Source organism: Thermus sp. NEB1569, from assembly GCF_022385295.1.
GTDB lineage: Bacteria > Deinococcota > Deinococci > Deinococcales > Thermaceae > Thermus > Thermus scotoductus.
The window spans coordinates 938,103-959,589 of sequence record NZ_CP092445.1; the positions used below are offsets into that span (position 1 = coordinate 938,103).

Consider the following 21,487-nt stretch of genomic DNA (forward strand, 5'->3'; position numbering starts at 1 on the left):
GGTCTACTCCTCTATGACCACGGGCAGGATTACGGGGTCCCGACCCGTGGCCTTCTTCAAAAACTTCTTTACCGGGAAGTAGATGTCGTCGCGGATGCGCTCCAAGGGTTTTTTCTCCCGCACCCCGTTTTGCAGGGCCTCGAGGGCCATGCGCTTCACCTCGCCCAAAAGCCGCTCCCCGGCCTTGACAAACCCCCGGGACACCACCTCCACCACCGGGTCCTGGCTCGCTAAGGCGGTGATGACCACGATTCCCTCCTCGGCCATGTGCTGGCGGTCGGCCAGGATCTCCTCGGTGATGTCCCCAACCCCCAGGCCGTCCACATAGAGAACCCCGGAGGGCACCTGGCCCACCTTCTCAAAGGTGTCCCGGGTTAAGCGGTAAATGGCCCCGTTCTCCCCGATGAGGGTTTTCTCCGGGGGACGGCTCATGGACTCCGCCAGCCACTTGAAGTTGGTCTGGTGGCGCACCTCCCCGTGCCAAGGGAGGAAGAAACGGGGGGTGGTGAGGTTCAGGATGAGCTTGAGCTCCTCTTGGGAGGCGTGCCCCGAGGCGTGAACCTTGTAGGTAGGGGGGTAGAGGACGTAAGCCCCCAGGGCGTAGAGCCGGTTGATGACCCGGTTCACCGCCTCCTCGTTGCCGGGGATGGGGCTACTGGAGAGGATCACCGTGTCCCCGGGCTTGATGGCCATCTTGGCGTGGCCTTCAAAGGCCAGGCGGTGGAGGACGGACATGGGCTGCCCCTGGCTTCCCGTGGCCAGGATCAGCACCTGGTGGTCGGGGAGGTCCTTGACCTCCTCCAGGGTGTAGAGGCGGTCCTTCACCTTGAGGTAGCCCAGCTCCATGGCGATGCGGCTGAACCGCACCATGCTCCGCCCCTCCATGGCCACCTTGCGCCCGTACTTCTCCGCCGCCCAGATCACCGCCTGGATGCGATGGATGTGGCTGGCGAAGGTGGTGACGAAGACCCTGCCCGGGGCCCGGCCGATGACCCGGTCCAGCTCCTTGGCGATCTCCATCTCGCTCGGGGTGTAACCGGGGCGCTCGGCGTTGGTGGAGTCGGCGATGAGGAGCAAGACCCCTTCCGCCCCCGCCTGGGCCACCTTGGCCAGGTGGGAGAGTTTACCGTCTATGGGGGTGGCGTCCAGCTTGAAGTCCCCGGTGTGCACGATGGTACCGACGGGGGTGCGGATGACCAGACCGGAGTTATCGGGGATGGAGTGGGTCATGCGGAAGAGGTCCAGGGTGAAGTAGCGCCCCACGCTGATGCGGTCGTCGGGGGAGATCTCCTTGAGGTTGAAGCTTCCTGGCCTCAAACCGAACTCTTCCAGCTTCCCCTTTAGGAGGCCCAGGGTGAGCTTGGCCCCGTAGATGGGCACCTGGCTTTCCTTTCCGAAGACCATGGGGAGGATGAAGGGAAGCCCCCCGATGTGGTCCTCGTGTCCGTGGGTCAGGATCCAGGCCTTGATGAGGTGCCGGTTTTCTATGAGGTAGTCCACCCGGGGGATGAGGAGGTCCACCCCGGGCATGGCTTCGTCGGGGAAGGCAAGCCCCCCGTCCAGCACGAAAATCTCGTCCCGGAAGCGGAAAACGGTGATGTTCTTGCCGATCTCCCCCATCCCCCCTAGGGGAATGATCTCCACATAGTCCTTGCCCTCTCCAAGGCCCAGGGAAGCGGCGTCCGATGGCCTTCTGCGCCGTCTTTTCCTTGGCTTGCGTTCTTTGTTTTCCATAAACCTCCCATCTCCCCGGCCTGGCCGGGATCTTGCCCTAAGGAAAACCCCCCAGGGCTAGCTGCGCCGCCTGGGAGGGATCTTGCCCTCCAGCTCGGGCCGGATCAGGTCGATCTTGCCCCGCTCGTCGATGCGGTGCACCTTGACCTTGATCACGTCCCCCACCTTCAAGTGGTCCTCCACCCGCTCCACCCGGCCGGGGGCGATCTGGCTGATGTGGAGAAGTCCCTCGGTGCCGGGGAAGAGGCTGATGAAGGCCCCAAAGGGGGTGATGCGGGTGACCGTACCCTCGTAGATCTCGCCCACCTTGGCCTCCATGGTGAGTTCCTCTATTCGCTTCTTGGCTTTCTCGGCCGCCTCGAGGTCGCTGGAGTAGATGCGCACCGTCCCGTCTTCCTGGATGTCCACCTCTACCCCGAGCTCCTCCAAAGCCCGGATGTTCTTGCCCCCGGGGCCGATGACCAGGCCGATCTTCTCCACGGGGATCTTCAGGGAGAGAATCCTGGGGGCAAAGGGTTTGAGCTCGGGGCGTGGGGCAGGAAGGACGCTTTCCATGAGGTCCAGGATCTTCATGCGGGCCTCACGGGCCTGCATAAGGGCTTCCTTCAGCACCTCCCGGGGAAGCCCACCCACCTTGTTGTCCATTTGCAAGGCGGTGACCCCTTTTCGGGTTCCCGCCACCTTGAAATCCATGTCCCCCAGGGCATCCTCCAGTCCCAGGATGTCGGTGAGGATCACCGCCCGCTCCCCCTCCCACACCAGACCCATGGCCACCCCGGCTACCGAGGCCTTGAGGGGAACACCCGCGTCCATCAGGGCCAGGCATCCCGCACAGACCGTGGCCATGGAGCTACTGCCATTGGACTCCAGCACATCCCCCACCACCCGGATGGTGTAGGGGAAGGCCTCCTCGGGAGGCAGGACCGCCTTGAGGGCCCGCTTGGCCAGGTTTCCGTGGCCTATCTCCCGGCGGGAAACCCCCCTCAGGCGCTTGACCTCCCCGGTGGAGAAGGGGGGAAAGTTGTAGTGCACCAGGAACTTTTCCGTTTCGTCAATCCCCAGGTCGTCGATGATCTGCTCGTCCCGTCCCGTGCCCAGGGTGACGGTGCCCAGCACCTGGGTCTCCCCCCGGGTGAAGACGGCGGAGCCATGGGTGCGGGGCAGGACGTCCACCTCGATCCAGATGGGCCGGAGGTCCTTGGGGGTGCGGCCATCCGCCCGCTTGCCTTCCTCCAGCACGAGGCGCCTGAGCTCTTTGCGCACCACCTCGTCAAAGGCGCTTTCGTAGAGGGGTTTCTTGCTCTCGTCCGGGGTGCCGTCCTCCAACTTGGGCAGGGCCTCGGCCACCAGGGCCTCGGCAAAGGCCTCGAGGGCCCGGCTCCTCTCCCCCTTGCTGGCGGTTTGGAGCACGGCGGAAAGCCCCCGCTCCACGGCCAAGCGGTAGAAGGCTTCCTTCTCCTCCTCGCTGAGGGCCTCGGGTGGGGTCCAGGCCATCTTGGGTTTGCCCAGGGCCCGGGCTATCTCCTCCTGCAGGTCCAGGATGGGCTGCATCTCCCGGTGGGCGAACTCCAGGGCCTGGACCAGCATTTCCTCGTCCACCTCCTGGGCCCCGGCCTCCACCATGAGGATGGCGTCCCGGCTTCCCGCCACCACCAGGTCCAGGGCGCTTTCCGAAAGCTCCTGCAGGGTGGGGTTCAGGACGAACTGCCCCCCAATGAGGCCCACCCGCACCGCGGCCACGGGGCCTTCCCAGGGAATGTCCGAAAGCATGAGGGCGGCGCTGGCCGCCGTGGGCCCCAGGATGTCCGGGGGGTTCTTCTGGTCGGCGGAGAGCACGGTGACGATCACCTGTACCTCGTGCCGGAACCCCTTGGGGAAGAGGGGGCGGATGGGCCGGTCCGTCATGCGGGCGGAGAGAATGGCCTTTTCCCCAGGCCGCCCTTCCCGGCGCATGAAGCTTCCCGGGATCTTGCCCACGGCATAGTGCCGCTCCTCAAACTCCACGGTGAGGGGAAGGAAGTCCGCCTCTATGGGCTCCTCGGAGGCCTGGGCGGTGGCCAGGACCACGGTGTCGCCGTAGCGCACCAGGACCGAGCCCGAGGCCTGTTTGGCGTATTTCCCTGCCTCCAACACCAGGGGGCGGCCAGCCACCTGGGTTTCGTACCTATGGGCCTGTGGGGTGTTGGGTGTGGCTTCCGGCATAGTTCCCTCAAGCGAAAGGCGGAGCCCTAAGGCCCCGCCCCCGACCTGGTTACCAGTTTACTTCCTAAGGCCCAGTTTCTCAACCAGGGCCTGGTGGCGCTCGGGGTCTTCCCGCTCCAGGTAGCGGAGAAGCCTGCGCCTTTGCCCCACCAGCATGAGAAGGCCGCGGTGGGAATGGTGGTCGTGCTTGTGGACCTTGAGGTGCTCGGAAAGCCGGTTGATGCGCAAGGTGAGTAAGGCCACCTGCACCTCAGTGCTCCCCGTATCCCCGGGGAAGCGGGCGAACTCCTCTATGACCTTTTGCTTTTCCTCTTTGCTGATGGGCATCTCTACCTCCGTCAGGGGGGAAGGCGCTTTTGGCCCCTTCCTCCTCGAGGCCCCGAAGGACCTCTATCAGGTTAGGGCCTGGCCCTCCTTCCGTCAAGCAGGAAAAACAGGAGAGCCAAAAGGGCCAGACCCGCCCCCACGCCGAAGGCCAGCTCAGGCCCATAACTTTGCCAGAGAAAGCCGAAGATCAAGCTGGCCGGAAGGAGCAAAATCCCCACCACCGTGTGGTAAAGGCCGATGGCGGTGGCCTTGGCCTCCTGGGGTATGAGGGTGGCCAGGTAGGCCCGGCTTGCCCCTTCAAAGGCCGCCGAGTACAGGGCGTAAAGAAGCAGAAGGGCCACACCCCCCAAAGCCGACTGGGCAAAGGCAAAGCCCAGGTACACCAGGGCATAGAGGGCAAAACCCAAGGCCACCACCCGCCTCAGCCCAATGGCATCGGCTAAGCTCCCGAGGGGATAGGAGAGGAGGGCATATATCAGGTTGTAACCCGTGTAGGCCAAGGTTACAGCCTCCTGGGAAAGCCCGAGCTCCTTCAGGCGGAGGAGCAGGAAGGCATTGGAGGAAAGGGCCAGGGCAAAGATGCTGGAAACCAGGAGGAAGCGCCGGTAGGCGGCCGGTAGGGTCCTTAGGTAGCCTGGCCGAAGGGATGGAAGGGAGTCCGCAGCTACCTTTACGCTTCTGGCTTCCCGGATCCAAAGGAACGTGAGCACGGCCAGGAAGGCGGGAATGGCGGAAAGCCAAAACACGCCCCGCACCCCCACCTGGGGCAGGAGAAGGAAGGTCAGAAAGGGCCCCACGGTGGCCCCCAGGGTGTCCAGGCCCCGGTGAAGGCCGTAAGCCCGCCCCAGGGCGCTTTTGTCCACGCTTTCCGCCAGAAGGGCATCCCGGGGTGCGGTGCGCAGGCCTTTCCCGAGCCGGTCCAGGAAGCGGTAGAGGAGGACGTGCCAGGGACTCGAGGCCAGGGCCAGGATGGGTCTGAGAAAGGCGGGAAGGCCGTAGCCCGCAAGCAGGAGGGGTTTCCTGCGGCCTACCCGATCCGAAATCCTTCCCCCCACCACCTTGAAGAGGCTGGCGGTGGCCTCGGCCACTCCCTCCACCAAACCGATGGCCCCGGCTCCTCCGCCCAGGCTGGCGAGGAATAGGGGCAAAAGGGGGTAGACCATCTCGCTGGCCACATCCATCAGGAAGCTGACCAGCCCCAAGAGGTAAACCAAAAGGAGGAAGTTTCATGGACGATGGCGCAAGTAGAGCCAGAGCAAGAACGGTTCAGGCAGAACCATGATGAGGGAAAGGGGGTCCAGGGGAGCGGGGGAGAGAAGGGCAGGACCCAACGGGGTAAAAAAGGGCAAGGGCAGGGTGCGGGTGACCAGGAAAAGAAGAAGGAAAACCCCGGAAAGCCCCACCCCAACCTTCCATACCAGGGAGGCGAAGGAAGGGTCCCTATCCGGGTACATGAAGCGGAGGACCCAAAGGGCCAGGGCATAGGTTACCTTCAAGGCCAGGAGGACCAGGAAGAGCTGGCCGTAAAGGTAGTACTCGTTCACCAAGCCGTACATGACCGCCTCAGCTTCGGAAACCCCCAGGGCGCTTCCGCAAAGCCCCTGCCCCAGCTTGTCCCCCAAGCCCAGTCCCAGAAATTGCAGGAAGAAGGGAAGGAGGGAGAGGACCACCGCCCAAGGGAGACTCCTACCAGGGATAAACCCCACGCCCATAGCCTTTTCCTTTGTGGCAAAAAGGTCAAGGGCCGGAAGTCTCCGGCCCTTGCGCCACCCATGATCTACCAGAGGCGCATCCCCGGCACCGGGTTCAGGTTGCTGAAGAGCTGCACCAGGGTGGGGCCATAGGCCAGCACCACCAGGATCACCGCCACCAGGAACCAGAAGCCGATCCGGTCCATGGCCTGGACCAAGGGACGGTCCTCGGGGCCGGAGATGACCTCGGCGAAGGGCACCGGGGCCTCGGCCAGCTCTGCCTTGCGCTCCCGGCCCAGAAGGACGCTGAAGAGGCCGTAGATGAAAAGGAGGAGGGCCACCAGCAGGATGATGCCCGCCAGGATGTTGAAAACCATGGGAAGGGCGGCATGGGTGTAGGCATCCGGCACCTGGGCGATGTAGGACCGACGGGGCACGTTGAGGAGCCCCTGCCAGTGGAGCCCCAGGGCCATGACCATCATGCCGATGAACCAAAGCCAGACCACTGCCAGGCCCAGCCGCCTCTGCCCGTCGGAGATGGGCTTGCCAGTGAGGTTGGGGATGAGCCAATAGAGGGAGCCCATGGCGGTGAGGGTGACGAGGCCCGCCACCTGGAGGTGGAAGTGGCCGGGAATCCAGGCGGTGTTGTGGACCACGTAGTCCAGGGTGAAGCTGGCGTTCACGATACCCCCCGCCCCTCCCGGGATGAAGCCCAGGAGGCCCAGGACCGGGGCCACGAAGGCGGGGTTGTCCCAGGGGAGGGTTCGGATCCAGCCCAAAAGCCCCCTGCCACCCCGCATCCTGCCGGCGAACTCCAGGCTGGCGGCAATGGTGAAGGCAGTCATCAAGCTGGGAACGGCTACGAATATGGTGAGGACGGAGTGGATCATCTTCCAGGTGGGATCGATCCCAGGGTCGGCGAACTGGTGGTGGAACCCCACGGGGGTGGAAAGGAGCAGGAAGAGCAGGAAGGCCAGGCGGGCCATGGGGTCCGAGACCAGCTTGCCTCCCGCCTGCTTGGGCAGCACGGTGTAAATGAGGGCGTAGGCGGGCAGGAGCCAGAAGTAGACGATGGGGTGGCCCGTCCACCAGAAGAGGGTGCGGGCGAGAAGGGGATCCGCACCTTCCACCAGGCCGAAGGACCAGGGCAGGAGAATGAGGACAGCCTCCAGCACCAATCCGATGGAGGCGATGAACCACATGAGCCAGCACACCACTGCCATGTAGGTGGCCAAGGGGGTCACCTTGCCGGGATTCTGGGCTTTCCAGCGGCGCCAGAGGTCCAGGACGATGTAAATGCTTACCCAGCTAGAGAGGACGAAGATGCTGGCCCCAAGGTAGAAGGCCCAGTGGCCTTGGAGGGGAGGGTAGAAGGTGTAAAGGACAGTGGCCTCGTTGGCCAACAAGGGCAAGGCGGCCATGACCAGGCCGATAAAGGCCATCCACCAGGAGAACCACATCAGACCCATGTTGGGCCTCAGGTTCAGTTCCCGGGCCGGTAGGTAGACCATGATGGCCTGGGCGAAGAGCTGGGTAAAGACGATGGCGTTCAGCACCCCGTGCAGGGTGAGGCCCTGGTAGTAGGACTGGACAAAGGGAAGGAGCCGCTTAAGAAGCGGGTAGGCGTCCACGTTCCCGTAGTTCAGGGCCTGGAAGGGGCCGAAAAGGCTCCCGATGATAAGGGCGATGAAGCCCAGGACCAGGAAGTAGAGGGTGGCCTTCTTTTCCGGGTAGGCCTCGTAAACTCGGCTGAAATCAGAGGTACGCACCGCCATGGCTCACTCCTTCACCACGATCTTGCCGAACATGTTTTGATGGCCGAGGCCGCAGTACTGGTTGCAGATGATCCGGTACTCGCCCGCCTTCTTGAAGGTGTAGCGCACCGTGGAGACCTCGCCCGGGAGCACCTCCACGTTGATGTTGGTGCCCTCCACGTGAAAGCCGTGAATAACATCGGGGCTGGTGATCTTGAAGATGATCTCCGCTCCCTTGGGCACCTCAATGGGGTTGGGCTGGTAGCCGAAGGCAAGGGCCAGGGCGTAGACCGTGTACTGGTTGGGGCCGGTCTGCACCACCGCCTGGGTAGGATCGGCCCACGGGCCTTCTGTACGCACCTTGGTGGGATCAACCCGCTCCAGTTGTCCTGCGGGGATGACCCCGGCGCTATGGGTGGTCAGGGTGTAGGCGATGAGGGCGATGAAGACCACCAGCATGACGATGGCAAAGGTCAGCCACCCCTTCTCGTAGGCCAGGATCGCTTTGTGGGCTTTGTGCTCGTCCACCATACCCTACCCCCTAGCGAAAAAGATGGCGTATACTCCCAACCAGAAGACCAGGATGGTGAGGGTAAGAACCACTATCACTCCCATGGCGCCGATTGGTTTTTCTTCCATACTCTTCCTCCCTTACGGCAGGTTGCCGTATACGGGGCCCATGTTAGTCCAAAGCTGAGAAAAGGGTGAAGTACATTTGTCCCTACATGAGAAGGTACTGAGGGAATGAGAGCTCCATGCGAGAAAATAAGGGCGAGGCATCAGGCCTCGCCCCTTGGGAAGGGAGATCCCTAAGTGCTTCCCACTCGGGCCAGCACCTGGCGGCTCACTTCCTTTAGGGTTTCAAAAACTCCTTTACCCTCTGTAGCCACGGCCTCAAAGACAGGAAAGTGCCCTTCGGGGTCCACCACCGCCTGGATCATCTCCACGGGCAGGGCGTCGGGGAGGTCCCGTTTGTTCACCTGGAGCACCACCGGGATGTCCTCCACTTTGAGCCCGTATTCCGCCAGGTTCTCCCGCATGTTGCGCATGCTCTCGGCGTTGGCCCGGAGACGGTTGGGGGCGGAGTCCGCCACGAAAACGATGCCATCCACACCCCTCAGGATCAGCTTGCGGCTGGCGTTGTAGAAGACCTGCCCCGGCACGGTGTAAAGATGGAAGCGGGTCTTGAAACCCTTGACCTCACCCAGGTCCAGAGGAAGAAAGTCAAAGAACAGGGTGCGCTCGTCTTCGGTGGCCAGGGAAACCATCTCCCCTTTGCGGCCTTCGGGGATGCGGCTGTATATCCACTTGAGATTGGTGGTTTTCCCGGAGAGCCCCGGGCCGTAGTAGACGATTTTGAAGTTGATCTCGCGGTTAGCGAAGTTGATGGTGCTCATGCTAGTTGCCGAAGAGTTCGTCCAGCAGGGCTTTGGCCTCCTCGCGGTACTGGGTGTCCAGGTTCAGCTTGGGTGGGTTGGCCAGGGCTTCCTCGGCCAGGCGGGCCAGGGTTTCCGCCGCCCGCTTCCCGTGGAGCTTGATCTTGCCCAGGGGAGCGTTCTCGTCAAAGACCAGGACCAGGAGGGCCGCCTCTCCGGCTTCGTCCACATAGAGCCCCATGTGTTCCCCTTGGTGCACCACCTCTTGGAAGCGTGCCTCTCCCAGCAGCTTGGCCAGGGCTTGGGTGGCGGCGGCGTTTCCCGCCACCAGGGTGGCCAGGGAATCCAGGGGCGGAGGCTTGGGGGCCCATAGGGCCTCTTTATGGGCCAGGACGAATCCCTTGCGGTCTATGAGGAGGGCGTAGCGGGCCCCGGTTTCCTGCAGGGTTTCCTGCAGCACGTCCATAGCCCGCTGGTACAGGGTCCCGTAGAGGACCAGGGAAGGTTCCACCATAGTATGCTCAGTGTACCATGAGGGCTTTTGTGGAGGAGGCCAGGGTGCTTTTGGCGGAGCTGGTGGCCCTGCCCACGGTGAGCGCCGAGGGGAGGGCCCTCGAGGAGGGTGCGGCCAAGGTGGCCGAGGTGCTTCAGGACCTAGGCCTTAAGGCGGAGCTCCATCGGGGTTATGGGCCCCCGGTGGTCTACGCCGAGGGGGGTGAGGGGGAAAGGGTCCTTTTGTTTTACAACCACTACGATGTTCAGCCCCCTGATCCCTTGGAGTTATGGGAAACCGAGCCCTTTCGCCTGGTGGAACGGGACGGCCTCTGGTATGGCCGAGGTACCCACGACGATAAAGGGGAGCTGGTGGCCAGGGTCATGGCCCTGCGCTTATTCCGGGAAAAGCACGGCTTTCTTCCCCGGGTGAAGTTCGTGGTGGAGGGGGAGGAGGAGGTGGGAAGCCCCCACCTGGCGGACTACGTCCGGGATAAAAAGGACCTCCTGAAGTCCGGGGCCATCGTCTGGGAGGCAGGGGGGGTGGACGCCAAGGGGCGCCCCTACCTGTATGCGGGCCTTAAGGGCATCGTGGCCCTCGAGCTTCGGGTGCGCACCGCTGCCTTTGACCTGCATTCCTCCTACGGGGCGGTGGTGGAAAACCCCATTTACCGCTTGAGCCGGGCCATCGCCAGCCTGCGGGATGAGGAGGGAAGGGTCCTCATCCCGGGTTTTTACGACCGGGTCCGCCCCCTTTCGCCCAAGGAGATGGAGGTGCTGGCGGAGATTCCCGATGAATCGGAAGCCCTGAAGGAAGCCTTTGGCGTGCGGGACTTTCTGGGCGGGGCCAGGAACCTGGAGTTCCATCAGCGCCTTTATGCGGAGCCCTGCGTCAACGTGAACGGTTTCCACTCGGGGTATGGCGGCCCGGGGTCCAAGACGGTCTTGCCCGCCGAGGCCTTCGCCAAGCTGGACTTCCGCCTGGTACCCGACCAGGATCCGGAGGAGATCCCTTTGCTTTTAAAGCAGCACCTCGAGGCCCAGGGCTTCCACGACGTGGAAGTGGTGGTCCTGGAGAAGGGAGAGCACCCGGCCCGCTCGGATCTTTCCCATCCCTTCGTGGGCATGGTCCAAAGGGCTTTGGAAGAAGCCTTTGGGGCGAAGGCGGTGCTTTACCCCAACATGGCGGGGTCCGGTCCCATGCATCCTTTTCTGCACCACCTGGCAGCCCCGGCGGTGGGACTGGGGGTGGGGTATCCGGGAAGCCGGGTCCATAGCCCCAACGAGCACATCCGCATCCGGGATTTTGAGCGGGGCACCTTGGCCCTTCTTCGGCTTTTAGAGCTTTACTTCCTTGGGCGCTAGTAGGGGCCTCATCTGCTAGGCTCTTAGGGGTATGCGTCTGGTTTTTGGCGAGCGCGATACCCCATACGAGGAGGCCCGGGTGGTGGTCCTGCCCGTGCCCTACGACCTTTCCCTCTCCTTTTTGCCGGGAGCGAGGCGGGGCCCTGAGGCCATCCTCCTGGCCAGCCGGGAGCTGGAGCCCTTTCTCTTGGAGCTTGGAGTAACCCCGGAAGAGGTGGGCATCCATGCCGCAGAGCCGGTTCCCTGGGTGGCGGGAAGCGCGGAGGAAAGCCACGCCCTGATCCGGGAGGCGGCCCTTGGCCACCTGCGGGCGGGCAAGTTCGTGGTCTCTCTTGGGGGCGACCATTCCATCACCCATCCCCTGGTCCAGGCCCATCGGGAGGCGTTAGGGGAGTTCTCCCTGCTCCAGATTGACGCCCATGCCGACCTCTACCCAGAGTGGCAAGGCTCCGTCTATTCCCATGCCTCTCCCTTTTACCGGTTGGTTCGGGAGGGGTTCTCCTTGGTCCAGGTGGGGATCAGGGCCATGGACCAAGACTCCTTGGCCTGGGCCAGAAAGAAGGGAGTGGCCCTTTTCCCTGCCCATCGCCTGCACCGGGAGGGGCTTCCTATAAGGGAGATCCTGGAGGCCTTGGGGGAAAGGGTGTATATCAGCCTGGACTTTGATGCCCTGGACCCCAGCATCATGCCCAGCGTGGGTACCCCCTTGCCCGGAGGGCTTACCTACCGCCAGGTGGTGGACCTTCTGGAGGCGGTTTTCCGGGAAAAGGAGGTGGTGGGCATGGACTTCGTGGAACTATCCCCCACTGGCCAGTTCCACGCGGAGATGACCGCGGCCCAGTTGGTCTATCACGCCATAGGTCTAAAGGGTCTACAGGCCGGCTGGCTCGAGGCTCACGGCTAAACCACCTTCTCCCCTGGCCTTGGCCCTTATCCTGGGGTGGTGGTTCGCTGGATCCTGGGTCTGGGGTTGCTCCTCCAGGGGATGGGGCAGGCCCAGCCCCTCACCATTCCTGACCTCTGGAAGAGGACCTACGGGGAAGGGGGGTTCCGGATAGAGAAGGTCCTGGAGGAGAAATCTCGTTTCAGCCGGGTCCAGTTTTCTTACCTTTCCGATCATCTCCGGGTCCACGGCTTTGCCAACGTGCCCAAGGGCAGGGGCTCGTTCCCCGTGGTGGTGGTGCTCCACGGGTACGTGGAGCCGAGCCGCTATCGGCTGCTGGCCTACACTACTCCCTACGCCGACTTCCTGGCGGAGGAAGGGTATCTGGTACTGCATCCCAACTACCGGGGCCACCCGCCTTCCGAGGGGAAGCCGGCCACGGGCCTGCGCCACGCCTACGCGGTGGATGTGCTGAATCTATTGGCCGAGGTGCGCAAGGGCGTCCTGCCCCAGGCGGATGGGAGGCGCATCGGCCTCTTCGGCCACTCCATGGGTGGGGGGATTGCCCAGGTGGTGGCCCTGGTGGATCCCCGCCTGAAGGGTGTGGTGCTTTACGGGAGCATGAGCGGGGACGAGAGGCGGAATCTGGAGCGGATCCGCTACTGGTCGGGGGGTACTCGAGGCCAGGAGCTTCTCACCCTTCCTCCCAAAACCCTGGCGGAGGCTTCCGCCTGGACCTACCTGGAGAGGGTTGCCGTGCCCTTCAGCGTCCACCATGGCATCCGGGACGCCCAGGTGCCCCCGGAGTGGTCATGGGAGCTTTGCCGAAGGCTTAAGTCCTTGGGGAAGCCAGTGGAGTGCTTCAGCTACCCGGCGGGCCACCTCTTCCGCGGTCCGGTGGACCAGGCGTTCCGCCAAAGGGTTCTGGCCTTTTTCGGACGGGTCTCGCGGTAACCTTGGGCCATGCAGGCCTTCTTTGAGAACCTCGAGGCCCTCTTCTTCGCCCTTGCCTTCGGGAGTGTGGTCTTTGGCCTTCTAGCCCGCCTGCTGGGGGTGCGGCGCACCTGGCCCTTCTTCCTGCTCGCTGCCCTTTGGCTGGTCCTTGGCTTCCTCCTTCGGTTAGAATAGCCCTTCGTGGCCAAGCGCGTGGTTTCCGTGTCCCTGGGGGCTAGCCGCCGGGACTCCGTGGTCCAGGTGGAGCTCCTTGGGGAGGAAGTGGTGTTGGACAGGCGGGGCACGGATGGCGACTTCCAGAAAGCCTTGCGCCTCATTGCTGAGCTGGATGGAAAGGTGGACGCCATCGGCCTCGGGGGCATTGACCTTTACCTTTGGGCAGGGGGGCGGCGCTACACCATCCGGGATGCCAAAAGGCTTAAGGAGGCGGCCCGTAAAACCCCGGTGGTGGATGGCTCGGGCCTCAAGCACACCTTGGAGCGCCGGGCGGTGGCCCAGCTGGCGGGGCTGATAGACTGGAAGAGTACCAAGGTGCTTCTACCCTCCGCCGTGGACCGCTTCGGCCTGGCCGAGGCCCTGCACGAGGCCGGGGCCAAGGTTCTTTACGGGGACTTCATCTTTGCCCTGGGTTTACCCATCCCTCTTTACTCCCTCTCCTTCCTGCAGAAACTGGCCTTCGTCTTCCTCCCGGTCCTTACCCAGCTTCCCTTCCAGCTTCTTTACCCTATAGGGGAAAAGCAGGGGAAGCGGGCGGTGGACTGGCGAAGCCGCTACTACGCCTGGGCGGACCTGGTGGCGGGGGACTGGCACTACATCAAGCGGCACATGCCCGACGAGATGCGGGGGAAGATGGTGCTCACCAACACCACCACGGAGGAGGACGTGGCCTTCTTGCGGGAGAGGGGGGTGAAACGCCTCATCACCACCACCCCCCGCCTAAACGGGCGAAGCTTTGGCACCAACGTCATGGAGGCCCTTCTGGTGGCCCTGGCCGGGCGGGAGCTTGGGGAAGAGGAGTACCTCCGGTATATTGACCTCTTAGGGCTTAGGCCCCAGGTCCTGGACCTTCAGGAGGAAACATGATCAGCGTGACCGACCTTAGACCCGGAACCAAGGTGAAGATGGAGGGCGGCCTTTGGGAGTGCGTGGAGTACCAGCACCAGAAGATTGGCCGCGGGGGGGCCAAGGTGGTGGCCAAGTTCAAGAACCTGGAAACGGGGGCCACCATCGAGCGCACCTTCAACTCCGGGGAGAAGCTGGAAGACATCTACGTGGAAACCCGGGAGCTCCAGTACCTGTACCAGGAGGGGGACGACCTGGTCTTCATGGACCTGGAGACCTACGAGCAGTTCCACCTGCCCAAGGATCAGGTGGAGGCTGCCCGGTTTCTCAAGGAGGGCATGACCGTTCTGGGGGATATGTACGAGGGGCGACCCCTGAAGATTACCCCGCCCACCGTGGTGGAACTCAAGGTGGTGGACACGCCCCCGGGGGTGCGGGGGGATACGGTCTCCGGCGGGAGCAAACCCGCCACCTTGGAAACGGGAGCGGTGGTGCAGGTGCCCCTTTTCGTGGAGCCCGGCGAGGTGATCAAGGTGGATACCCGCACGGGCCAGTACGTGGGCCGGGCCTAGGCCAGGATAAGGGGCCTGGGGGAATCCCAGGCCCCTCTTGCCTCCGGCATATTTTGACCGAGTACAAAAGCCGTTTCGTGGGCACATGGGGTAAGCTTTATGCCGCGAGGTGTACCCATGACGCCTAAGGAGCTGAAACAGATCCTGCAGGCCCTGGTGGAGCACGGGGTGAGCGAGCTCACCCTGGAAACCCCTGATTACAAGCTGACCGTGCGCCGAGGAGGCGAGGTGCAGGTGGTGGCCTTGCCGCAACCGGTAACTGCCCCTGCGGCCCCGCCTCCCTCCCTGCCCACCCCCACCGCTCCCAGCGTCCCTGCCCCTGCGGATTTGGCTCCGGCAGCCGGAGCCCCGGGCCTCGAGGCCCAGGAGGCCAAGGACGAGTGCGCGGGTTGCGTGGAGGTGAGGGCTCCCATCGTGGGTACCTTCTACCGGGCACCGGCCCCGGATGCTCCCCCTTATGTGGAGGAAGGGGACCGGGTGGAAAAGGGACAGGTGCTTTGCATCATCGAGGCGATGAAGCTCATGAACGAGATTGAGTCGGAGGTTTCCGGGATCGTCAAGAAGATCCTGGTGAAAAACGGGGAACCCGTGGAGTACGGGCAGCCCCTCTTCCTGATCCAGCCGTTATGAAAAAGGTCTTAATCGCCAACCGGGGCGAGATCGCCTTGAGGATTATCCGGGCCGCCAAGGAGTTAGGGATCAAGACCGTGGTGGCCCACTCCACCGCCGACGAGAAGAGCCTTCCCGTGCTCCTGGCGGACGAGGCCATCTGCATCGGACCTCCTCCTTCCGGGCAGAGCTACCTGAACATCCCTAACCTGCTTTCCGCGGCCATCGTGACCGGGGCCGACGCCATTCATCCCGGTTACGGCTTCCTGGCGGAGAACGCCACCTTTGCCGAGATGTGCCGGGACCACGGCATCACCTTCATCGGTCCCACCCCGGAGAATATGCGGGCCCTTGGGGACAAGGCCACCGCCAGGAAGGTGGCCCGGGAGGCCGGGGTGCCCACGGTTCCGGGGACGGATGAGCTTACCAGCGTGGAGGAGGCCAAACGGGCCGCCCAGGAGATCGGCTATCCCGTGATCCTTAAGGCCTCCGCCGGGGGCGGGGGCAGGGGCATGCGGCTGGTGCACACCGAGGAGGAGCTGGAAAGGGCGGTCCAGCAGGCCCAGGAGGAGGCCCGGGCGGCCTTCGGCAACCCCGCCATCTACCTGGAAAAGTACATTGAGGAGCCGAAGCACATTGAGATCCAGGTCCTGGGGGACGGGGAGAACGTCATCCACCTTTGGGAACGGGACTGCTCCATCCAGCGCCGGCACCAGAAGCTCTTGGAGGAAGCCCCCAGCATTCTGCCCCTCGAGACCCGCAAGGCCATCGCCGAGGCGGCGGCCCACCTGGCCCGGCACGTGGGGTACGTCTCGGCGGGCACCCTGGAGTTTTTGGTGGACAAAGAGGGAAACTTTTACTTCATCGAGATGAATACCCGCATCCAGGTGGAGCACCCCGTGACCGAGATGATCACCGGCATTGACCTGGTTCAGGCCCAGTTCCGGATCGCCATGGGGGAGAAGCTTTGGCTCAAGCAGGAGGAGGTGGAGGTGCGGGGGCACGCCATAGAGGTGCGCATCAACGCCGAGGATCCGGAGAAGGGCTTCAGGCCCTCCATCGGCAAGGTGGAAACCTTGCTTTTCCCCGGGGGGCCAGGGATCCGGGTGGACAGCCACCTCTATGCGGGCTACCAGATCCCGCCCCACTACGACAGCTTGATCGCCAAGATCATCGCCTGGGCTCCCACCCGGGAGGAGGCCATCAAGCGCATGGAAAGGGCGCTTTCCGAAACGGTGATCGAGGGGCCCGGCCTCAAGACCACCATCCCCTTCCACCAGAAGGTGTTGCAAAACGCCTTCTTCCGCCGGGGGGCGGTCTACACCAACTTCGTGGCCCGGCGGATGGAGATGTAGACTGGGCGTGTGATGGTGGAGTACGAGATCAGCGACCATGCCCTCGAGGGCCTGGTGGCCCACGCCCTTTCGGGCCTCGAGGGGGTGCGGCTCTTGGAAACCGCTCCCCGCTCCCTGGGGGAGGTTTTCCGCCGCATGAAGCCCATCAAGGTGGAGCGCACCCCCGAGGGGTTCACGGTGGACCTGGTGCTCTCCGTGGACTACGGGGTTTCCATTCCCGAGGCAGCCCAGGCGGTGCAAAAAGCCGTGGCGGAAGCCCTTTACCTGGCCACGGGGGAGAAGGTGCAGGCGGTGAACCTCACCGTGGCCCAGGTGGGGTACCGGAAGGAGGCCCATGCTTAGGCGAGCCAGGGAACTGGCCATGCGGGCCTTATTCGCCCATACCCAGGGGGGGGTGGATCTGGAGGAGGCCTTCCGCCACGCCTTGGAGGAGATGGGGGGCGAGGAGGACTCCTATGGGGATTCCCTGGACCAGGAGGGCGTGGCCTTCGCCCGGCGCTTGCTGGAGGGATACAAGGCCCATGCGGAAGAGGTGGACCAGGTGCTACGGGATACGGTGGAGGGCTGGGACTTCGCCCAGATGTCCAAAACCGATCTCACGGTGTTGCGCCTGGCAGCCTACGAGATGCTCTACGAGCCCACCCCCTTCGCCCCTTTGATCGAGGTGGCGGTGAAGATCGCCAACCGCTACGGGGGAGAGCACTCGGGAGCGTTTGTTAACGGGGTGCTGGGCCGCTTGTACCGGCGGATCCAGGGGGGTGAGCTGAAGGCGGTGCCCAAGGAGGACTGAGATGACCCTTGCCCGTACCCTTTCCGGCCATGAGGTGGCGGAGACCGTGTATCGGGAGCTGAGGGAAACCCTTAGCTCCCTGCCCTTTGTACCCTCCCTCAGGGTGATCCGCCTAGGAGAGGATCCCGCCTCGGTGTCCTACGTGCGCCTTAAGGACAAGAGGGCCAGGGAGCTTGGACTTTTGAGCCAGGTGGAGGTGTTCCCCGCGGATACCCCGGAGGAAGCCCTACTCGGGCGCATAGAGGCCCTTAACCAGGACCCGGAGGTGGACGGCATCCTGGTCCAGCTCCCCTTGCCCGCTCACATCCGCACGGAGCGGGTTTTGGAGGCCATCTCTCCCCTTAAGGATGTGGATGGTTTTCATCCCCTCAACGTGGGGAAGCTTTGGAGCGGGGGAGAGGGGCTTTTCCCCTGCACGCCCCTGGGTGTCGTCCACCTGCTCAAGCATTACGGGGTGGAGCTAAGGGGCAAGGAGGTGGTGGTCCTGGGCCGGTCCAACATCGTAGGGAAGCCCCTGGCAGGCCTCCTCCTGCGGGAGGACGCCACGGTGACCGTGGTCCATTCCCGTACCCGGAACCTTCCCGAGGTGACCCGGCGGGCGGAGGTGCTGGTGGTGGCGGTGGGGCGGCCCCATCTGGTGCGAAAGGAGTGGGTGCGGCCCGGGGCCATCGTGGTGGACGTGGGGGTGAACCGGGTGGAGGGCAAGCTTCTGGGCGATGTTCACCCCGAGGTGGCCGAGGTGGCCTCTGCCCTCACCCCTGTGCCCGGGGGCGTGGGGCCCATGACCGTGGCCATGTTGATGGCCAATACCGTGAAGGCGGCGTTGCTTAGGCGGCATGGAGCTCCTCGCTAACCAGGTCTTTTGGACAGCCATCCTGGCCAACTTCCTGGCCCAGACCCTGAAGCTTTTCTTTTACTACCTGCTGGAGGGCCGGTTCCAATGGGAGCGCTTCCTGGAAACCGGGGGGATGCCCAGCTCCCACTCTGCTACCGTCAGCGCCTTAGCCATGGGCGTGGGCTTCCAGGAAGGCTTTGGCAGCACCCTGTTCGCCGTGGCCGCCGTCTTTGCCCTCATCGTCATGTACGATGCCACGGGGATTCGTCGGGCTGCGGGGATGCAGGCCCAGCTTCTCAACCAGTTGGTGAAGGAGCTCCAGCAGGTGCTGGGAAAGGGGCCAGCCCCGGAGCCCCTTAAGGAGCTTTTGGGACACACGTACCTCGAGGTCCTGGTGGGTGCGCTTTTGGGGGCTCTGGTGGCCTATGTGGCGTTTCACCTCTTCCCGGCAGCGTAAAAGGCCAGGGTCTGTCCCAGGAGGAAGACCAAAAGCCCCAATACCGGGGAGAGGAAAAAGACAAGGAAGCTTATAAAAAGCGCCAGCACCAGGGGCAGGAGGGGCTTCTTGAAGCGGTGGAAGACCCAGAGGTTCAAAAGGCCGAAGAAGAGGAGGACGCCGAAGGCAACCGTTTCCACGGGGTTTTATTGTACGCCCTTGCCAGCTTGGCGGGATGGGGTAAACTTTTACCGAGTATAAGGAGGTTGCACCCATGCTGACGCTACCGGAGAAAATCCTCTTTATCCTGCTCCTTTTGGCAAGCCTTTACTACGCCTACACGGGCTTTCGCCGCGTGTATCTGGCCATCCGAAGGGGACGGCCGGAGGAGCGCTTTGACCGCCTGCCTGAGCGCATTGGCCGGGCCCTTTGGCTTACCCTTACGCAGCAGACCGTTTTCAAGAGGCGGCCTCTGGTTTCCCTCCTCCACGCCTTCGTCTTCTACGGCTTTGTCTACTACCTCCTGGTCAACCTGGTGGACCTTCTGGAGGGGTACTTCCCCCTGCACACCCAAGGGGGGCTTTGGAACGCCTATAACCTCGTGGCCGATCTCCTCACCGCCGCCATCCTGGTGGGCATCCTGGGGCTCATGCTCCGCCGCTACCTTCTCGCACCCCAGGATTTCACCTGGAATCCCAAGGTGCCTCTCCACGAACGGGTACGCCAGGGAATCCCCCGGGATTCGGCCATCGTGGGGGCCTTCATCACCTTCCACGTGGGAAGCCGCCTGCTTTCCAAGGCAGCGGGCCTGGCCCAAGGGGAGCCCGACCCCTTCCAGCCGGTGGCCAGCTTTCTGGCCACCCTGCTTGCGGGCCTTTCGCCCTCCAGCCTGGTGGTGTTGGAACATTTCTTCTGGTGGGGTGCCTTGGGCTCCATCCTCCTCTTCCTTCCCTACTTCCCCCGCTCCAAGCACATCCACCTATTGATGGGCCCCATCAACCTGGCCTTCCGCCAGGAGAAGCCCGGGGCCCTCTTGCCCCTGGACTTTGAGAAGGAGGAGGAAAAGTTCGGGGCGGAGAAGCTGGAAGACCTTTCCTGGAAGCGGCTTCTGGACGCCTATGCCTGCATCATGTGCAACCGCTGTCAGGAGGCCTGCCCTGCTTACGCCACGGGAAAGGCCCTCTCCCCGGCGGCCATCGTCATCTCCGAGCGGTACGAACTGAATGGGATCCTCCCGGCCTTTGCCAGCGGGCAGGAAAGCCCGAGGCCCCTCATGGACTTCGCCCTGAACGAGGAGGCCCTTTGGGCCTGCACCACCTGCATGGCCTGCGTGGAGGTCTGCCCGGTGGGCAACGAGCCCATGCTTCACATCCTGGATGTGCGCCGGGCCAAGGTGCTCATGGAGGGGGAGTTCCCCCAGGAGCTCAACAACGCCTTCCGGGGCATGGAGCGCTCGGGCAACCCCTGGGGCATCGGCCAGGATAAGCGCCTGGACTGGGCCGAGGGGCTTAGCGTGCCCACCGTGGAGGAAAAGCCTCATCCCGAGGTCCTCTACTGGGTGGGGTGTGCGGCCAGCTACGACCCCAGGGCCCAGAAGATCGCAAGAAGCATGGTGGAGATCCTGAACGCCAGCGGGGTGGACTGGGCGGTCCTGGGCCGAAAGGAAAAGTGCACGGGGGATTCCGCCAGGCGGGCGGGCAACGAGTACCTGTTCTTCCAGCTGGCCACGGAAAACGTGGAAACCCTAAACCAGGTGGCTCCCAAGACCATCGTCACCACCTGCCCCCACTGCTTCCACACCCTGGGCAACGAGTACAAGGCCTTTGGCGGGGAGTACCGGGTGGTCCACCACTCGGAGTTCATCGCCGAGCTATTGCGCGCGGGCCGGCTTAAGGTTTCCGAGGAAACCCAGCGGGTGGTCTTCCATGACCCCTGCTATCTGGGCCGGCACAACGGGGTGTACGAAGCACCCCGGGAGGTGCTCAAAGGGGTGGGCTTCGTCCTCAGCGAACCCCCCAGGAACCGGGAGCGGAGCTTCTGTTGCGGGGCCGGCGGAGCCCAGTTCTGGAAGGAGGAGGAACCCGGGGCCATGCGGGTTTCGGAAAACCGCTACCGGGAGCTTAAGGGCACGGGGGCGGAGGTCATCGCCACCGGCTGCCCCTTCTGCATGGCCATGATGAACGTGGAGGTGGCCCAGGACGAGACACCCCCGGAGGTTTTGGACATCGCCGAGCTGGTGGCCCGGGGCCTTAAGGCCTAGGATTTTGATAGACGGCGAAGACCCGGTAGCCCTCCATCCACCCCTCCCCGAAGGCCCGCAGCACGAGGCCTGGGGGAGGGGTGAGGAGTTCGTAGGGCTCCCAGTAGAAAGGGCTTTCCGGCCTGTTGCGCCGCACGGCTTCCCGGCGGCTGAAGCCTTCCACCAGGAGAAGTCCCCCTGGGGCCAAGAGGGGAGGAAGGGCCTTAAGGAGAGGGCGGTTGACGTAATAGCTCATGAGGATGGCGGCGAAGGGGCCTTTGGGAAGGTGCATAAGGGCGTTGGGGTCCTCGAGGTCCAGCCCCACCAGGGTCAGGCCGCGGATGCCTTTAAGCTTTCTTAGGGCCTCGAGGCTCCTTTCCACCAGGGTCACGGGGTGGCCCCTTTGTAGGAAGTAGCGGGCATTCCGCCCCAGGCCCCCCGCCAGGTCCAGGACCGGGCCCTTGGGGGCGAAGGGGCCGTAGGCCCGCACCACCTGGGCGGGAGCCCGCTCCAGGGCGGCCTGGCGGTAAAACGCATCCCAGTCCCTAGGCATGCTTGCGCAAAGCCAGAAGACTTCCCCCCAAGAGGATGAGGAAGGTTACACCCCAGAAGACAGGTTTCGGCAGGTGCCAGGCCAGCTCCGGGCGATGCAGGAGCTCCGCCAGGGTGGCGCTTCCTTCCAGGAGGAGCTTGACCCCGGCCCAGCCCACCAGAGCGTAGGCTACCTTCTCCAGGCTGGGATAGCGTTCCATCACCGCCACCACATAGCCTGCCAGGACCAAGGCGTTGTCCCCGGAGAGGAGGGCCTCGA

At 63.8% G+C, this 21,487-nt stretch carries 25 protein-coding genes and 1 pseudogene; 13 read left to right on the forward strand and 13 right to left on the reverse strand.

The features are described from left to right. Positions 1–3 precede the first annotated feature (3 nt). The 10 genes from MI302_RS05570 to MI302_RS05615 all read right to left on the reverse strand — a co-directional run bounded on the left by MI302_RS05570 (position 4) and on the right by MI302_RS05615 (position 9,598). Positions 4–1,734 (reverse strand): ribonuclease J, encoded by a 1,731-nt coding sequence (locus MI302_RS05570; RefSeq protein WP_239726432.1) that lies wholly within the window; start codon positions 1,732–1,734, stop codon positions 4–6. A gap of 57 nt (positions 1,735–1,791) precedes the next feature. Then, positions 1,792–3,936, reverse strand: a complete 2,145-nt coding sequence (gene pnp, locus MI302_RS05575; protein ID WP_239726433.1) for a polyribonucleotide nucleotidyltransferase — start codon at positions 3,934–3,936, stop codon at positions 1,792–1,794. A 57-nt stretch (positions 3,937–3,993) separates the two neighbouring features. Further along, positions 3,994–4,263, reverse strand: a complete 270-nt coding sequence (rpsO, locus tag MI302_RS05580; RefSeq protein WP_015716867.1) for a 30S ribosomal protein S15 — start codon at positions 4,261–4,263, stop codon at positions 3,994–3,996. 71 nt (positions 4,264–4,334) lie between these two features. After that, a complete protein-coding gene (locus tag MI302_RS05585) occupies positions 4,335–5,477 on the reverse strand; it encodes an MFS transporter (RefSeq protein ID WP_370687360.1) in 1,143 nt (380 codons plus the stop codon). A gap of 12 nt (positions 5,478–5,489) precedes the next feature. After that, positions 5,490–5,975, reverse strand: a complete 486-nt coding sequence (locus MI302_RS05590; RefSeq protein WP_126169979.1) for a hypothetical protein — start codon at positions 5,973–5,975, stop codon at positions 5,490–5,492. A gap of 65 nt (positions 5,976–6,040) precedes the next feature. Beyond that, positions 6,041–7,729, reverse strand: a complete 1,689-nt coding sequence (locus MI302_RS05595) for a b(o/a)3-type cytochrome-c oxidase subunit 1 (RefSeq protein WP_126204966.1) — start codon at positions 7,727–7,729, stop codon at positions 6,041–6,043. 3 nt (positions 7,730–7,732) lie between these two features. Next, positions 7,733–8,239, reverse strand: coding sequence for a cupredoxin domain-containing protein (locus MI302_RS05600; protein ID WP_126187184.1), 507 nt, complete (start codon positions 8,237–8,239; stop codon positions 7,733–7,735). A 3-nt stretch (positions 8,240–8,242) separates the two neighbouring features. Beyond that, positions 8,243–8,347: a cytochrome c oxidase subunit 2A gene (locus tag MI302_RS05605; RefSeq protein ID WP_041438208.1), complete on the reverse strand. Its 105-nt coding sequence runs from the start codon at positions 8,345–8,347 to the stop codon at positions 8,243–8,245. Between the two features lie 170 nt (positions 8,348–8,517). Then, positions 8,518–9,105 carry an ATP/GTP-binding protein gene (locus MI302_RS05610; RefSeq protein WP_126201205.1) on the reverse strand — a complete coding sequence of 196 codons (588 nt, stop codon included), beginning with the start codon at positions 9,103–9,105 and terminating at the stop codon, positions 8,518–8,520. A gap of 1 nt (position 9,106) precedes the next feature. Next, on the reverse strand, positions 9,107–9,598 hold the full coding sequence (locus tag MI302_RS05615) for a roadblock/LC7 domain-containing protein (protein ID WP_126187618.1): 492 nt from the start codon (positions 9,596–9,598) through the stop codon (positions 9,107–9,109). A gap of 17 nt (positions 9,599–9,615) precedes the next feature. Here MI302_RS05615 and MI302_RS05620 point away from each other — a divergent pair, with 17 nt between their 5' ends. The 12 genes from MI302_RS05620 (at position 9,616) to MI302_RS05675 (ending at position 18,458) form a co-directional block, all read left to right on the forward strand. Beyond that, positions 9,616–10,941: a M20/M25/M40 family metallo-hydrolase gene (locus tag MI302_RS05620; protein WP_126204965.1), complete on the forward strand. Its 1,326-nt coding sequence runs from the start codon at positions 9,616–9,618 to the stop codon at positions 10,939–10,941. Between the two features lie 31 nt (positions 10,942–10,972). After that, the gene (speB, locus tag MI302_RS05625) at positions 10,973–11,845 is read left to right on the forward strand and encodes an agmatinase (protein ID WP_239726434.1); all 873 of its coding nucleotides are present in this window, start codon (positions 10,973–10,975) and stop codon (positions 11,843–11,845) included. Between the two features lie 81 nt (positions 11,846–11,926). After that, positions 11,927–12,778, forward strand: coding sequence for a S9 family peptidase (locus tag MI302_RS05630; protein WP_049775662.1), 852 nt, complete (start codon positions 11,927–11,929; stop codon positions 12,776–12,778). Positions 12,779–12,787: 9 nt separating this feature from the next. Next, the gene (locus tag MI302_RS05635; protein WP_015716877.1) at positions 12,788–12,952 is read left to right on the forward strand and encodes a hypothetical protein; all 165 of its coding nucleotides are present in this window, start codon (positions 12,788–12,790) and stop codon (positions 12,950–12,952) included. Positions 12,953–12,958: 6 nt separating this feature from the next. Further along, a complete protein-coding gene (locus MI302_RS05640; protein ID WP_019550512.1) occupies positions 12,959–13,861 on the forward strand; it encodes a hypothetical protein in 903 nt (300 codons plus the stop codon). After that, the gene (gene efp, locus MI302_RS05645) at positions 13,858–14,412 is read left to right on the forward strand and encodes an elongation factor P (RefSeq protein ID WP_015716879.1); all 555 of its coding nucleotides are present in this window, start codon (positions 13,858–13,860) and stop codon (positions 14,410–14,412) included. The genes MI302_RS05640 and efp overlap by 4 nt, the downstream gene beginning before the upstream one ends. Positions 14,413–14,529: 117 nt before the next feature. Then, a complete protein-coding gene (gene accB, locus MI302_RS05650) occupies positions 14,530–15,042 on the forward strand; it encodes an acetyl-CoA carboxylase biotin carboxyl carrier protein (RefSeq protein ID WP_126190887.1) in 513 nt (170 codons plus the stop codon). Beyond that, positions 15,039–16,376, forward strand: a complete 1,338-nt coding sequence (gene accC, locus MI302_RS05655; RefSeq protein WP_126201177.1) for an acetyl-CoA carboxylase biotin carboxylase subunit — start codon at positions 15,039–15,041, stop codon at positions 16,374–16,376. The genes accB and accC overlap by 4 nt, the downstream gene beginning before the upstream one ends. 12 nt (positions 16,377–16,388) lie before the next feature. Further along, positions 16,389–16,718: an Asp23/Gls24 family envelope stress response protein gene (locus MI302_RS05660; RefSeq protein WP_239726503.1), complete on the forward strand. Its 330-nt coding sequence runs from the start codon at positions 16,389–16,391 to the stop codon at positions 16,716–16,718. Continuing rightward, positions 16,711–17,166: a transcription antitermination factor NusB gene (gene nusB, locus MI302_RS05665; protein WP_015716883.1), complete on the forward strand. Its 456-nt coding sequence runs from the start codon at positions 16,711–16,713 to the stop codon at positions 17,164–17,166. Before MI302_RS05660 ends, nusB begins: the two co-directional genes overlap by 8 nt. A 1-nt stretch (position 17,167) precedes the next feature. Continuing rightward, positions 17,168–18,019 (forward strand): bifunctional 5,10-methylenetetrahydrofolate dehydrogenase/5,10-methenyltetrahydrofolate cyclohydrolase, encoded by an 852-nt coding sequence (locus MI302_RS05670; protein ID WP_015716884.1) that lies wholly within the window; start codon positions 17,168–17,170, stop codon positions 18,017–18,019. Further along, on the forward strand, positions 18,003–18,458 hold the full coding sequence (locus MI302_RS05675; RefSeq protein WP_126178091.1) for a divergent PAP2 family protein: 456 nt from the start codon (positions 18,003–18,005) through the stop codon (positions 18,456–18,458). The genes MI302_RS05670 and MI302_RS05675 overlap by 17 nt, the downstream gene beginning before the upstream one ends. On the opposite strand, the gene MI302_RS05680 is transcribed toward MI302_RS05675, so the two are convergent. After that, on the reverse strand, positions 18,437–18,637 hold the full coding sequence (locus MI302_RS05680; RefSeq protein WP_015716886.1) for a hypothetical protein: 201 nt from the start codon (positions 18,635–18,637) through the stop codon (positions 18,437–18,439). The genes MI302_RS05675 and MI302_RS05680 overlap by 22 nt on opposite strands. 74 nt (positions 18,638–18,711) lie before the next feature. Between MI302_RS05680 and MI302_RS05685 the strand changes: the two genes are divergently transcribed. Further along, positions 18,712–20,697 (forward strand): (Fe-S)-binding protein, encoded by a 1,986-nt coding sequence (locus MI302_RS05685; RefSeq protein ID WP_239726435.1) that lies wholly within the window; start codon positions 18,712–18,714, stop codon positions 20,695–20,697. On the opposite strand, the gene MI302_RS05690 is transcribed toward MI302_RS05685, so the two are convergent. Together MI302_RS05690 and MI302_RS05695 are read right to left on the reverse strand one after the other, a co-directional pair. Then, a complete protein-coding gene (locus MI302_RS05690) occupies positions 20,687–21,229 on the reverse strand; it encodes an SAM-dependent methyltransferase (RefSeq protein WP_126203717.1) in 543 nt (180 codons plus the stop codon). The genes MI302_RS05685 and MI302_RS05690 overlap by 11 nt on opposite strands. After that, positions 21,222–21,455, reverse strand: a pseudogene (locus MI302_RS05695) (hypothetical protein); the annotation flags it as partial. The gene MI302_RS05690 and the pseudogene MI302_RS05695, both read right to left, overlap by 8 nt. Between the last annotated feature and the right edge of the window lie 32 nt (positions 21,456–21,487).